Consider the following 12,773-nt stretch of genomic DNA (forward strand, 5'->3'; position numbering starts at 1 on the left):
TCTTGGCTTCCGTCAAACGCTTCTGCCACAAAGCCCAGCAGACTTTATGTGGCGAACTTTAGATTCACGTGACTAGGTTGGCTTACGCCATCGCAGCCTGCGCCTTCGGCTTCGGCTGCCGCGACAGCGCCAGCACGATCAGCGAGGCAAACACGCAGAGCGCGCCGGCGATGAAGAAAGCGGGCAGGTAGCTCTGGAGCAGCGTTCGCGACAGGCCGGCACCAAAGGCGGCCGTGCCGGCACCGAGCTGATGCCCGGCAAAGATCCAGCCGAACACCAGATTGGCGCGCTCGGGGCCGAACTTCTGCGCGGTGAGGCGCACCGTCGGCGGCACCGTGGCGATCCAGTCGAGCCCGTAGAACATCGCGAAGATCGACAGGCCGTAGAACGAGAAATCGCTGAAGGGCAGGAAGATCAGCGAGAGCCCGCGCAGGCCGTAGTACCAGAACAGGAGCCAGCGATTGTCGTAACGGTCCGACAGCCAGCCCGACATGATGGTGCCGAAGAAGTCGAAGATGCCCATCGCCGCCAGCAGGCTTGCGGCCTGCACCTGCGGGATGCCGAAATCGAGGCACATCGGGATCAGGTGGACCTGCACGAGGCCGTTGGTCGAGGCGCCGCAGACGAAGAAGGTCGCAAACAGGATCCAGAACGCGCTCGACTTCGAGGCGTCGCGCAGCGTGCCGAGCGCCACCGCCGTGATCGAGCCGTGGTTGACGGGCGGGGCGGGCAGGGGCTCGGTGCCTTCGTCGCCGAACGGGCGCAGGCCGAGGTCGCTCGGACGGTCACGCATCGCGAGCAGGACTGCGAGTGCGGATACGCCGAGCATGATGCAGACGAAGCCGAGCGCCAGCCGCCAGCCGAAGCGTTCGGTGAGGCTTGCCAGCAGCGGCAGGAACACAAGCTGACCGGTGGCGACGCTCGCGGTCATGATGCCGACGACGAGGCCGCGCCGCGCCGCGAACCAGCGCGTGGCGATGGTCGCCCCCAGCACCAGCGCGGTCATGCCGGTGCCGATCCCGATCACGACGCCCCACAGGGCGATGAGCTGCCAGACCTCGGTCATGCCGAGCGAGAGGACCAGCGCCGAGACCACGATCAGCTGCGCCGTGAGCGTGACGTTGCGCAGGCCGTAACGGTTCAGAAGCGCCGCGGCGAACGGCGCCATCAACCCGAACAGGATGAAGCGGATCGACAGCGCGGAAGAGATCTCCGCCGTGCTCCAGCCGAACTCCTTTTGCAGGGGAACGATGAACACGCCGGGCGCGCCGACCGTGCCGGCGCTGATCAGCGCGGCCAGGAAGGTCACGCCGACCATCACCCAGCCGTAGTGGATATTGCGGCGGCTGAGCGTTGCCGCGAGCCAGTTCGAGATCATTGGGCCTCAATCAGGGTTGGCGGTCCCTCGCGGGACTCGCGTCATCGTCGTAGTCTGGCATATTTGCTGGAAGTCTAAAACGTCAGACTTCCCTCAAATTCGGACATGACGGCTAGTGCGTCAGCCGCTCGACCGCTATGGCCGTGGCTTCGCCGCCGCCGATGCAGAGCGCGGCGACGCCGCGCTTGAGGTTCTGCGCCTCGAGCGCATGCAGCAGCGTCACGATCAGCCGCGCGCCGGTGGCGCCGATCGGATGGCCGAGCGCGCAGGCGCCGCCATTGATGTTCAGCTTGTCGCGGGGAATGCCGAGATCGCGCTGCGCCGCCATCGCCACCACGGCGAAGGCCTCGTTGATCTCGAACAGATCGACGTCACCGGCGGTCCAGCCGACCTTGTCGAGCAGCTTGCGGATCGCCGGGATCGGCGCCGTGGTGAACCATTGCGGCTCCTGGCTGTGGGTGGCGTGGCCCTTGATCACGGCGAGCGCCGGAAGGCCGTTGCGATCGGCCAGCGAGCGCTTGGTCAGCACCAGCGCGGCGGCGCCGTCGGCGTTTGCGGAGGAAGCTGCCGGCGTGATCGTGCCGTTGGCGCGGAACGCCGGCTTCAGGCCTGGGATCTTGGCGGGATCGACCTTCAGCGGATGCTCGTCATTGGCGACGATGCGGGGACCGGCCTTCTCGGTCAGGGTGATCGGCGCGATCTCGGCCTTGAACGCGCCGCCCTCGACCGCCTTGCGGGCGCGGCTCAGCGTCTCCATCGCATAGGCGTCCTGGTCCTTGCGGGTGAACTGATAGGCCTCGGCGGTGGCCTCGCCGAAATCGCCCATGGAGCGGCCGGTCTCGTAGGCGTCCTCCAGCCCGTCCATCATCATGTGGTCGATGATGCGGTCGTGGCCGGCGCGATAGCCGCCGCGTGCCTTGGCGAGCAGATAGGGCGCATTGCTCATGCTCTCCATGCCGCCGGAGACCACGATCTCGGCCGAGCCGGCGCGGATGATGTCGTGCGCCAGCATGGTCGCCTTCATGCCGGAGCCGCAGACCTTGTTGACCGTGGTGGCGCCGGTCGCGTCAGGCAGGCCGGCGGCGCGCGCCGCCTGGCGCGCCGGTGCCTGGCCTTGTCCCGCCGGCAGCACGCAGCCCATGAAGACCTCGTCAACTTTTTCGGGCGCGAGGTTTGCGCGCTCCAGCGCCGCGCCGATCACATGCGATCCGAGCTTATGCGCAGCCAGCGGCGACAATTCGCCCATGAAGCGGCCGAGCGGGGTGCGGGCGGCGGAGACGATGACGACGGGATCGGCGGCTTCGGCCATGGTGGAGCTCCCTGCGATGACGGCTGAGTAAGATTACAGTCATCATATGATGCGGCGCAAAAAATGCAACCGCGCGGGGCATGAGAAATTGTCGTGGTTCGGATGAGATTTGGTCGTTCGATCGGAGAAGCTTGCCCCACAACTCGCTGTCATCGCCCGCGCAGGCGGGCGATCCAGTACGCCGAGGCCGTTGTGATTGAACCGATGGCTCGCGACGTACTGGATGCCCCGCCTTCGCGGGGCATGACACCTTTGGTGCGGCTACGGCCTGCTGATGGCAGCTACCGCTTCCGATCCACGAACGCCTGCATCAGGCGCGTCGGCTCGTCGGTCAGGAACGACTCGCCGAACACCTTGACGCTGAGATTCACCGACTCCGTCAGCGGCAGTTCCTCCCATTGCCGCAGCAGTGCTTTCTGAGACCGCAACGCCGCGGGTCCGCATTCGAGCAGTGCCTTCACCGTGTGCTCGACGGCTGCATCCAACCCGCCCTCGGGGGCGACCTTGTCGACCAGGCCCCAGGCGAGCGCCGTCGGCGCGTCGATGTTCTCCGCCGTCATCACCAGCCAGCGCGCGCGGGCCCAGCCGATCAGGCGTGGCAGCAGCGCGGCGTGGATCACCGAGGGGATGCCGACGCGTACCTCCGGCATGCCGAAATGCGCATCATGCGCGGCGATCCGGAAGTCGCACGCGGCGGCCACCTCCAGCCCGCCGCCGAGGCACCAGCCGGGCATGCGCGCGATCACGGGGGCGGGGAACTGGCGCACGGCCTCGCAGAGATCGCGCAGGCGGCTGATAAAGGCCTCGGCCGATGTCTGGTCGAGCCTGGCCATCTCCTTGATGTCGGCGCCGCCGATCATGCTCTTCTCGCTTTGGCCGCGCAGCACCACGACGCGGATGCTGCGATCGGTGGCGAGCTGTTGCAGGCCTTCGCGCACTGCGTCGGTGACGGGCGAGCCGAGGATGTTCAGCGGGCCGGCGTTGCAGATCGCGACGTGGACGACGCCGCGCGCATCGCGCGTCACGCCGCAGTGGTTGTTGAGCATTTCCATCGTGGGATCTCGACGTTTGTTGGACGTGCGCGGGCGCACTGGTCGGGATCACTTCCGGGCCGAAACGCGCTGCTTGTCAAGCGGGCCGGGAGACGGAGTTGCCAGCGCGAAGTTCGTGGCATAGTATGATGTTTGTCATACAAAGAGGCCGCCATGTCCTGTAACGATCAACTCGACCTGTTTTCGCCCGCGCAGCGTCGCGAGCGTGTGGTGGACTGGCAGGTCCCTGCGCCGGTCGCGAAAGCGGCGATGGGCCTGTCGGGCATGGACGCCATGCTGGGCATTCGCGACGGCCGCTTGCCGCCGCCGCCCTTCGCAAAGTTGATCGGCTTCACCATGGCGGTGGTCGAGCCGGGCCGGATCGTGATGGAATTGGAGCCGCGCGAGGATCTCGAGAATACCATCGGCCTCCTGCATGGCGCGACGGCCGCGGCGCTGATCGACACCGCCATGGGATGCGCCATTTCGACCCGGCTGGAGGCCGGGCAGTCGTCCGTGACCCTCGATCTGAAAATGACGTTCCTGCGCCCGCTGTCGGTCCGGTCCGGGCTGATCTCGGCCGAAGGCAAGATCATCAAGCTGGGACGGCAGACCAGTTACACCGAGGGGTTCGTCCGCGACGGCAAGGGCGCGCTCGCAGTCCATGCAACTGCAACCTTTTCCATGATCGGTAATACCTTAACGTGAATTAATCCACCGTCTGGTCCATTTCTGTGTTATGAGATGATCTCCGACATTCAATGAGACTCGCATGCGCTATTCCCGGGAACACAAGCAGGAAACCCACGACCGCATCGTGAAGAAGGCCTCGGTGCGGCTGCGCGAAAAGGGTGCGCACGGCATCGGCGTCGCCGACCTCATGAAGGAGGCGGGCCTGACCCATGGCGGCTTCTACGCGCATTTCGATTCTCGCGAGGCGCTGGTGATCGAGGCCTTTGGCTACGCCATGGACCGCTCGATGGAGCACTGGCGCAAGATCAGTGGCGAGGTCTCTCCCGAGAAGCGGCTGGCGCTGATCGCCGAGACCTATCTCTCCGCGCTGCACCGCGACAATCCCGGCCATGGCTGCTCGATTCCCGCGCTGGGCGCAGAGATCGCCCGCGAGAGCCCGAAGACGCGAAAAGCCTTTTCCGGCAAGCTCGACGAGATGATCGAGATGATGACCGACTACATCCCGAACCTGCCGCGCAAGGCCGCGCGCAAGCAGGCGATCGCGACGCTGGCGACGATGGCCGGCACCATGCTGCTGGCGCGCATTGCCGGCTCCAGCGAGCTGTCGGACGAGGTGCTGAAGGCGGGCAGGGACAGCGCGCTGGACGGCGCCAAGCGTGAGCCGAAGGTGACGGCGGCGAAGAAGCCGAAGCAGAATTAGCGAGATGCCGTTGTAGGGTGGGTTAGCCTTGCGGCTGCGCGAAGCGCGGTCGCTGGCGTAACCCACCACTGTGTTTATCTGCCGAGACAGAAGAGGTGGGTTACGCCTTCGGCTAACCCACCCTACCGGATCGGTGCTTGCCGCCCCGCAAACAACGCCCGCTCGCGCTCCACGATCTCGCCGATGTAGTCCGCCACCGCCCTGATCCGGGCGAGATCCTTGCTGTCGGCGTGCATCAGCATCCAGAACGTCCGGGTGATCGAGATCTCCTCGGGCAGCACCGCGACAAGCTGCGGGTATTCGCTCGCCATGAAATGCGGCAGCACCGCGATGCCGAAGCCCGAGAGCGTGGCGTTGAGCTGTGCGATCAAATTGGCGCTGCGGAAGCGGGCGGAAATCCGCGGCGACACCTGTGGCAGATAATCGAGTTCCGGCGTGAACAGGAGCTCCTCGATGTAGCCGACGAAGCGGTGCTGCGGCAGCACCTCGCGCGAGACGATCGTCGGGAAGCGGTCGAGATAGGCGGGGGAGGCATAGAGCCCGAGGCGGTAGTCGAGCAGCTTGCGGCCGACGATGCGGCCTTCCTTCGGCATGGTCAGGCTGATCGCGATGTCGGCCTCGCGCTTGGAGAGACTGAACAGCCGCGCAGTTGCCACAAGTTGCAGATCGAGATCGGGATACCGGTCCGCGAAGGGCGCCAGCCGCGGCGCCAGGAAGGCGGTGCCGAAGCCATCGGGCGCACCGATCCGCACCGTTCCGGTCAGCCGCGCCACGGAGCCGCCGACCTGTTCCTGGTTGGCGACGATGGTCGATTCCATCGCTTCGGCGCTGTCGGCGACGCGCTGGCCGGCCTCGGTGAGGAGATAGCCGGTCTTGCGCCGGTCAAACAGCTTTGCCGAGAGGTGCTTTTCCAGCCGGTCGACGCGGCGGATCACGGTGGCATGGTCGACGCCGAGCTGTTTTGCCGCAGCCGAAACCGAGCCGCCCCGCACGATGGCCAGCACGAAGCGAAAGTCGTCCCAGTCGATGCTACCTTGATCCAGCATTTTCGCACATCTATGGTGCAATATAACAGACTTGAATCCTATAAAATGCAGGTCAATAGGATTTGTCAAAGCGATCAGGCTCGGCTTCCAAGGAGATTATTCCATGCGTTCAATCGGACATTTCATCGGTGGCAAGGAGGTCAAGGGTACCTCTGGCCGCACCGCCGACGTCTTCGAGCCGATGACCGGTGACGTCCAGGCCAAGGTGGCGCTGGCGTCCAAGGCCGAGGTCCGCGCTGCCGTCGAGAACGCCCGCGCCGCGCAGCCGGAATGGGCCGCGACCAACCCGCAGCGCCGCGCCCGCGTCATGATGAAATTCGTCGAGCTGGTGCAGCGCGACTACGACAAGCTCGCCGAGCTGCTGGCGCGTGAGCACGGCAAGACCGTGCCCGACGCCAAGGGCGACATCCAGCGCGGCCTCGAAGTCGCGGAATTCGCCTGCGGCATCCCGCACCTGATGAAGGGCGAGTACACCGAGGGCGCCGGCCCCGGCATCGACATCTATTCGATGCGTCAGGCGCTCGGCGTCGTCGCCGGCATCACGCCGTTCAATTTCCCGGCGATGATTCCGATGTGGAAGTTCGCGCCCGCGATCGCCTGCGGCAATGCCTTCATCCTCAAGCCGTCGGAGCGCGATCCCGGCGTGCCGATGCTGCTTGCCGAACTGATGATGGAGGCGGGCCTGCCGGCCGGCATCCTCAACGTCGTCAACGGCGACAAGGAAGCGGTCGACGCCATCCTCGACGATCCCGATGTCAAGGCCATCGGCTTCGTCGGCTCCACGCCGATCGCGCAATACATCTATGAGCGCGCCGCCCAGACCGGCAAGCGCTGCCAGTGCTTCGGCGGCGCCAAGAACCACGCCATCATCATGCCCGACGCCGACATGGACCAGGCGGTCGATGCGCTGATCGGTGCGGGCTACGGCTCGGCCGGCGAGCGCTGCATGGCCGTGTCGGTCGCGGTGCCCGTCGGCAAGTCCACCGCCGACCGCCTGATGGAAAAGCTGATCCCGCGCGTCGAGTCCTTGAAGATCGGCACCTCGATCGATCCGTCGGCCGATTACGGCCCGCTGGTGACGCGCGAAGCCGTCGAGAAGGTCAAGGGCTATATCGACATCGGCATCAAGGAAGGCGCGACGCTCGCCGTCGACGGCCGCGGCTTCAAGATGCAGGGCTACGAGAAAGGGTTCTATCTCGGCGGTTCGCTGTTCGACAACGTCACCAAGGACATGCGGATCTACAAGGAAGAGATCTTCGGCCCCGTGCTCTCGGTCGTGCGCGCGCACGACTACAAGGAGGCGCTGGCGCTGCCGTCGGAGCATGACTACGGCAACGGCGTTGCGATCTTCACCCGCGACGGCGACGCCGCGCGCGACTTCGCGGCCAAGGTCAATGTCGGCATGGTCGGCATCAACGTGCCGATCCCGGTTCCGATCGCCTATTACACCTTCGGCGGCTGGAAGAAGTCGGGCTTCGGCGACCTCAACCAGCACGGTCCGGATTCGGTCCGCTTCTACACCAAGACCAAGACGGTGACCTCGCGCTGGCCCTCCGGCGTCAAGGAAGGCGCGGAGTTCTCGATCCCGCTGATGAAGTGATCCTCTCAAGAGCGAGGCACCCATGCAGTTCGCTCTGAACGAGGATCAGGTCGCGGTTCGCGACATGGCGTTGGCGTTTGCGGCGGAAAAGATCGCGCCGCACGCGCTGCGCTGGGACGAGGAGAAGCATTTCCCCGTCGACGTGATGCGCGAGGCGGCGACGCTCGGCATGGGCGGCATCTATATCCGCGAGGATGTCGGCGGCTCCGCCATGACCAGGTTCGACGCGGCGCTGATCTTCGAGGCGCTGGCGACGGGCTGCCCGACGACGTCGGCCTTCATCTCCATCCACAACATGGCGTCCTGGATGATCGATGCCTACGGCAGCGACACCCAGCGCCACAAATGGCTGCCGAAGCTCTGCACCATGGAGCTGATCGCCAGCTACTGCCTGACCGAACCGGGTGCCGGCTCGGATGCCGCGGCGCTACGCACCCGCGCGGTGCGCGATGGCGATCACTACGTCCTCAACGGCCAGAAGCAGTTCATCTCGGGCGCCGGCGGCACCGACCTTTTGGTCGCGATGGTCCGGACCGGCGGCGACGGCCCCGGCGGCATCTCGACCCTCGTCATCGACGGCGACACACCCGGCGTGTCGTTCGGCGCCAACGAGCGCAAGATGGGCTGGAACGCGCAGCCGACCCGCGCCGTGATATTCGAGAACGCCCGCGTGCCTGTTACCAACCGGCTGAGCGAGGATGGCGTCGGCTTCAAGATCGCGATGGCCGGCCTCGATGGCGGCCGTCTCAACATCACGGCATGTTCTCTTGGTGGTGCCCAAACGGCGCTCGACAAGGCGCGCGCCTATATGAAGGAGCGCAAGGCGTTTGGAAAACGCCTCGACGAATTCCAGGCGCTGCAATTCAAGCTTGCCGACATGGCGATCGAGCTCGAGGCCGCGCGCACCTTCCTGTGGCGGGCCGCAGCTGCGCTCGACCGCAAGGACCCTGACGCCACCATGCTCTGCGCGATGGCCAAGCGCTTCGGCACCGATGTCGGTTTCGAGGTCGCCAACCAGGCGCTCCAGCTCCATGGCGGCTATGGTTATCTCAGCGAATACGGCATCGAGAAGATCGTGCGCGATTTGCGCGTGCACCAGATCCTCGAAGGCACCAATGAAATCATGCGGCTCATCGTGGCGCGCAAACTGATCGAGGGCGCGCGATGAATGCAGTTGAAGAGGGCGATCTGGTCGCCCGCGTTGAGGGCGCGGTCGGCGTGATCAGGCTCAACCGTCCCAAGGCCATCAATGCCGTCACCCTCGAGATGTTTCGCGAGATCGAGACCGCGCTCGACCGTTTCGAGACCGATCCGGCCGTCGCCGTGATCCTGCTGGAGGGCGCGGGCGAGCGCGGCCTCTGCGCCGGCGGCGACATCCGCACGCTCTGGGAAAGCGCGAAGGACCATGGCGATCTCGGCAAGATCCTGTGGCGCGAGGAATACATCCTCAACGCCCGGATCAAGAAGTTCCCAAAGCCCTATGTCGCCTTCATGGACGGCATCGTGATGGGCGGCGGTGTCGGTCTCTCCGCGCATGCGAGCCATCGCGTCGTCACTGACCGCACCAAGCTCGCAATGCCCGAGGTCGGGCTTGGTTTCTTCCCGGATGTCGGCGGCACTTATTTGTTGTCGCGCTCGCCGGGCGAGATCGGCACCTATTTCGGCCTGACCGGCCAGACCATGAATGGGCCGGATGCGATCCACGCCAAGTTCGCTGATTGGGTGGTGCCGGCAGTGAAACTCCCGCAGCTGCGCGAGGCCCTGACGAAGCTGAACTCCGGCGCAACGGCGGCCGAGGTCGGCAAGCTCATCAATGGCTTTGCGACCGGCGAGACCGCAGGGCCGGTGGCGGCGAAGGAGCCGATGATTGATGCGCTGTTTGGTTTCGATCGCATGGAGGACATCGTCGCCGCCCTCAAGCGTGACGGTTCCGAATTCGCTCTGGCCACGCTGAAGACGCTCGGCGAGAAATCGCCGCGCGGCATGGTGGTGACGCTGAAGCTGTTGCGCCTGGCCCGCACCGCGTCGAGCCTGGAGGAATGTCTGGTGCGCGAATATCGCGCCGCGCTGGAAGTGTTCCGCAGCGATGATTTCCGCGAGGGCGTGCGCGCCGCCGTGATCGACAAGGACCGCAACCCCACCTGGTCGCCGCCGCGGATCGAGGACGTCACACCGGACATGCTTGCGCCGTATCTCGCCGAGATTGGCGCCGACGAATTGAAGTTCAACTAATCAACGAAACGTTCAGCGGAGGAAACGACAATGGCCACGATCGCATTCATCGGTCTCGGCAACATGGGCGGCCCGATGGCCGCCAATCTGGTCAAGGCCGGCCACAAGGTCGTCGCGTTCGACCTCGTCGAGGCCTCGCGCGCGCAAGCCAAGGCCGATGGCGCGGGCATTGCCGACAGCGCACCGGGCGCGGTGAAGGGCGCCAATGTCGTCGTCACCATGCTGCCGGCCGGCAAGCACGTGCTCGGCGTCTGGAACGAGGTCGTCCCCGTCATGACCAAGGGCGCGCTGATCATTGATTCCTCCACCATCGACGTCGAGAGCGCGCGCCAGGCCCACGCGCTCGCCGCCAAGAACGGCGTGCTCTCGGTCGATGCGCCGGTCTCCGGCGGGACCGGCGGCGCCAAGGGCGGGACGCTCACCTTCATGTGCGGCGGCGACGACAAGGCGTTTGCGGCGGCGAAGCCCGTGCTGGAAAACATGGGCAAGAAGATCGTGCATTGCGGCGGCGCCGGCGCCGGCCAGGCGGCCAAGATCTGCAACAACATGATCCTCGGCATTTCCATGATCGCGGTGAGCGAGGCGTTTGCGTTGGCGGAGAAGCTCGGGCTCTCGCATCAGGCGCTGTTCGACGTTGCCTCGACCTCGTCGGGCCAGTGCTGGTCGCTGACGACCTATTGCCCGGTGCCGGGCCCGGTGCCGACCTCGCCGGCGAACAACGACTACAAGCCCGGCTTTGCCTCGGCGCTGATGGTGAAGGACCTGACCTTGGCGCAGGACGCCGCCAGGGCCACGGGCGCGGCCACGCCGCTCGGCCAGCATGCGCAGGAGATCTATCAGGCCTTCGACAAGGCGGGTCAGGGCGGGGTGGATTTTTCCGGAATTATCAAGCACGTTCGCAGCCTCGCCGGAAAATAGCGAGGCTGTGCCCGTAGCCCGGATGGAGCGAAGCGAAATCCGGATCAACTCCTTCCAATTGCGGCCCCGGATTGCGCTTCGCTCCATCCGGGCTACGCTGGAAGGTCAATTCGACGGGCTCGGACCATGACGACATTTCAGGAAGCGCGCGCGTTCCTTCTGCAACACCGCACGGATTACGAGACGGCGGTCAAAGGCTTCCGCTGGCCCGATCCGGTTCCCTTCAACTGGGCGCTCGACTGGTTCGACGCCGGGCTGGCGGCGAATGCGGAGAGCAGGGACCGGCCCGCGCTCTGGATCGTCGATGCCGCACAGGACCGGCAGACGAAATTGTCCTTCGCGGCGCTGTCGCGCCGTTCCAACCAGGTCGCCAACTTCCTCCGCGCGCAGGGCCTGAAGCGCGGCGACCATCTCCTGCTGCTGCTCGGCAATGTGGTCCCGTTGTGGGAGACCATGCTGGCTGCGATGAAGCTCGGTGTCGTCGTCATTCCCGCCACCACGCTGCTCACCGCCGACGAGCTGCGCGACCGGCTCGATCGCGGCAAGGCGAAGGCGGTGGTCGCCGCGCAGGATCAGGTCGCGAAGTTCGCGAGCCTTGGCGCCGAGAATGTCGTGCGCATCGTGGTCGGTGATGCCTCGGATGGCTGGCTCGCCTATGACGAGGCGACGAAAGCTCCGGAGAGTTTTGCGCCCGACGGCCCCACCAACGCCGATGACCCGATGCTGCTCTATTTCACCTCGGGCACGACGGCAAAGCCAAAGCTGGTGCTGCATAGCCAGCGCAGCTATCCCGTCGGCCATCTCTCCACCATGTACTGGATCGGGCTGAAGCCGGGCGACGTCCATCTCAACATCTCCTCGCCCGGCTGGGCCAAGCACGCCTGGAGCTGCTTCTTCGCGCCGTGGAACGCGGGGGCCACCGTGTTCGTGGTCAACCAGCCGCGTTTCGATGCCAAGGCGCTGCTTGCCACCATCGGCCGGTGCGGCGTCACCACCCTGTGCGCGCCGCCGACGGTGTGGCGGCTGTTCATCCAGGAGAACCTGGCGTCGTTCAAGGTCGCGTTGCGCGAGGTCTGCGGCGCCGGCGAGCCGCTCAATCCCGAAGTGATCGATCAGGTGCAGGCAGCCTGGGGCCTTACCATCCGCGACGGCTACGGCCAGACCGAGACGACGGCGCTGGCGGGCAACTCGCCCGGGCAAAACATCAAGGTCGGCTCGATGGGCCGGCCGCTGCCGGGCTATCGCGTGCAGGTCAGCGATGCCGACGGCAACCCGGCGAAGGAAGGCGAGGTGACGCTGGTGCTCGGGGCGAGCCGTCCCGCCGGCCTGATGCAGGGCTATCAAGGCGACGACGGCAAGCTCTCGGGCGCCGAAGGCACGCTCTATCGCAGCGGCGACGTCGTGTTCGAAGACGAAGACGGCTATCTCACTTTCGTCGGCCGCTCCGACGACGTCTTCAAATCCTCCGACTACCGCATCAGCCCGTTCGAGCTGGAAAGCGTGTTGCTCGAGCACGAGCTCGTCGCCGAAGCTGCCGTGGTGCCGAGCCCGGATCCGATCCGGCTGTCGATCCCCAAGGCCTTCGTGCTGCTGACATCGGGCGCGGAGCGAACGCCGGAGACGGCGCTGTCGATTTTCAAGCACCTGCATACGCGCCTTGCGCCGTTCAAGCGCATCCGCCGCCTCGAGATCGTCACGGAGCTGCCGAAGACGATCTCTGGCAAAATCCGTCGCGTACAGCTACGACGGCTGGAACGCGACGACGATCGCAGCGATCCCCTGCGCGGCCGGGAATTCCGGGAAGAGGATTTTCCGGAACTGCCGAAAGCCAGGGGTGAAAGTTAAGTGAGATCTCGTCATTCCGGG

11 protein-coding genes are annotated in these 12,773 nt (G+C 65.7%); 7 read left to right on the forward strand and 4 right to left on the reverse strand.

The genetic code is table 11. The annotated features are described in order from the left end of the window. Positions 1–82 precede the first annotated feature (82 nt). From XI08_RS13420 to XI08_RS13430, 3 genes are all read right to left on the reverse strand, one after another. On the reverse strand, positions 83–1,378 hold the full coding sequence (locus tag XI08_RS13420) for an MFS transporter (protein ID WP_271574740.1): 1,296 nt from the start codon (positions 1,376–1,378) through the stop codon (positions 83–85). A 112-nt stretch (positions 1,379–1,490) separates the two neighbouring features. Further along, entirely contained in the window at positions 1,491–2,687 is a 1,197-nt protein-coding gene (locus XI08_RS13425) for an acetyl-CoA C-acyltransferase (RefSeq protein ID WP_271574741.1), read from the reverse strand. A 281-nt stretch (positions 2,688–2,968) separates the two neighbouring features. Then, positions 2,969–3,739 carry an enoyl-CoA hydratase gene (locus XI08_RS13430; protein WP_271574742.1) on the reverse strand — a complete coding sequence of 257 codons (771 nt, stop codon included), beginning with the start codon at positions 3,737–3,739 and terminating at the stop codon, positions 2,969–2,971. Positions 3,740–3,892: 153 nt separating this feature from the next. Between XI08_RS13430 and XI08_RS13435 the strand changes: the two genes are divergently transcribed. Next, complete coding sequence (locus tag XI08_RS13435) at positions 3,893–4,426, forward strand: PaaI family thioesterase (RefSeq protein ID WP_271574743.1); 534 nt, start codon at positions 3,893–3,895, stop codon at positions 4,424–4,426. 64 nt (positions 4,427–4,490) lie between these two features. After that, positions 4,491–5,111, forward strand: a complete 621-nt coding sequence (locus XI08_RS13440; RefSeq protein ID WP_271574744.1) for a TetR/AcrR family transcriptional regulator — start codon at positions 4,491–4,493, stop codon at positions 5,109–5,111. 122 nt (positions 5,112–5,233) lie between these two features. Here the strand turns inward: XI08_RS13440 and XI08_RS13445 are convergent, their stop codons facing one another. Continuing rightward, on the reverse strand, positions 5,234–6,157 hold the full coding sequence (locus tag XI08_RS13445; RefSeq protein WP_271574745.1) for a LysR family transcriptional regulator: 924 nt from the start codon (positions 6,155–6,157) through the stop codon (positions 5,234–5,236). 103 nt (positions 6,158–6,260) lie between these two features. On the opposite strand from XI08_RS13445, the gene XI08_RS13450 reads away from it, so the two are divergent. The 5 genes from XI08_RS13450 to XI08_RS13470 all read left to right on the forward strand — a co-directional run bounded on the left by XI08_RS13450 (position 6,261) and on the right by XI08_RS13470 (position 12,752). Then, positions 6,261–7,757, forward strand: coding sequence for a CoA-acylating methylmalonate-semialdehyde dehydrogenase (locus XI08_RS13450; RefSeq protein WP_271574746.1), 1,497 nt, complete (start codon positions 6,261–6,263; stop codon positions 7,755–7,757). A 22-nt stretch (positions 7,758–7,779) separates the two neighbouring features. After that, the gene (locus XI08_RS13455; protein WP_271574747.1) at positions 7,780–8,925 is read left to right on the forward strand and encodes an isobutyryl-CoA dehydrogenase; all 1,146 of its coding nucleotides are present in this window, start codon (positions 7,780–7,782) and stop codon (positions 8,923–8,925) included. Further along, a complete protein-coding gene (locus XI08_RS13460) occupies positions 8,922–9,989 on the forward strand; it encodes an enoyl-CoA hydratase/isomerase family protein (protein ID WP_271574748.1) in 1,068 nt (355 codons plus the stop codon). Before XI08_RS13455 ends, XI08_RS13460 begins: the two co-directional genes overlap by 4 nt. 30 nt (positions 9,990–10,019) lie before the next feature. Further along, positions 10,020–10,907, forward strand: coding sequence for a 3-hydroxyisobutyrate dehydrogenase (gene mmsB / locus XI08_RS13465; RefSeq protein WP_271574749.1), 888 nt, complete (start codon positions 10,020–10,022; stop codon positions 10,905–10,907). A 126-nt stretch (positions 10,908–11,033) separates the two neighbouring features. Beyond that, complete coding sequence (locus XI08_RS13470) at positions 11,034–12,752, forward strand: AMP-binding protein (RefSeq protein ID WP_271574750.1); 1,719 nt, start codon at positions 11,034–11,036, stop codon at positions 12,750–12,752. Positions 12,753–12,773 lie beyond the last annotated feature (21 nt).

Origin of the sequence: Bradyrhizobium sp. CCBAU 11361 (assembly GCF_028128935.1) — a bacterium.
Classification (GTDB): domain Bacteria; phylum Pseudomonadota; class Alphaproteobacteria; order Rhizobiales; family Xanthobacteraceae; genus Bradyrhizobium; species Bradyrhizobium niftali.

What these genes read in the sequence shown, in the direction of transcription:
- XI08_RS13440 (WP_271574744.1), top strand. Translation starts at nt 4,491, where the DNA reads ATGCGCTATTCCCGGGAACACAAGCAGGAAACCCACGACCGCATCGTG.
- XI08_RS13450 (WP_271574746.1), top strand. Translation starts at nt 6,261, where the DNA reads ATGCGTTCAATCGGACATTTCATCGGTGGCAAGGAGGTCAAGGGTACC.
- XI08_RS13420 (WP_271574740.1), bottom strand. Translation starts at nt 1,378, where the DNA reads ATGATCTCGAACTGGCTCGCGGCAACGCTCAGCCGCCGCAATATCCAC.
- XI08_RS13460 (WP_271574748.1), top strand. Translation starts at nt 8,922, where the DNA reads ATGAATGCAGTTGAAGAGGGCGATCTGGTCGCCCGCGTTGAGGGCGCG.
- XI08_RS13445 (WP_271574745.1), bottom strand. Translation starts at nt 6,157, where the DNA reads ATGCTGGATCAAGGTAGCATCGACTGGGACGACTTTCGCTTCGTGCTG.
- mmsB (WP_271574749.1), top strand. Translation starts at nt 10,020, where the DNA reads ATGGCCACGATCGCATTCATCGGTCTCGGCAACATGGGCGGCCCGATG.
- XI08_RS13455 (WP_271574747.1), top strand. Translation starts at nt 7,780, where the DNA reads ATGCAGTTCGCTCTGAACGAGGATCAGGTCGCGGTTCGCGACATGGCG.
- XI08_RS13430 (WP_271574742.1), bottom strand. Translation starts at nt 3,739, where the DNA reads ATGGAAATGCTCAACAACCACTGCGGCGTGACGCGCGATGCGCGCGGC.
- XI08_RS13435 (WP_271574743.1), top strand. Translation starts at nt 3,893, where the DNA reads ATGTCCTGTAACGATCAACTCGACCTGTTTTCGCCCGCGCAGCGTCGC.
- XI08_RS13425 (WP_271574741.1), bottom strand. Translation starts at nt 2,687, where the DNA reads ATGGCCGAAGCCGCCGATCCCGTCGTCATCGTCTCCGCCGCCCGCACC.
- XI08_RS13470 (WP_271574750.1), top strand. Translation starts at nt 11,034, where the DNA reads ATGACGACATTTCAGGAAGCGCGCGCGTTCCTTCTGCAACACCGCACG.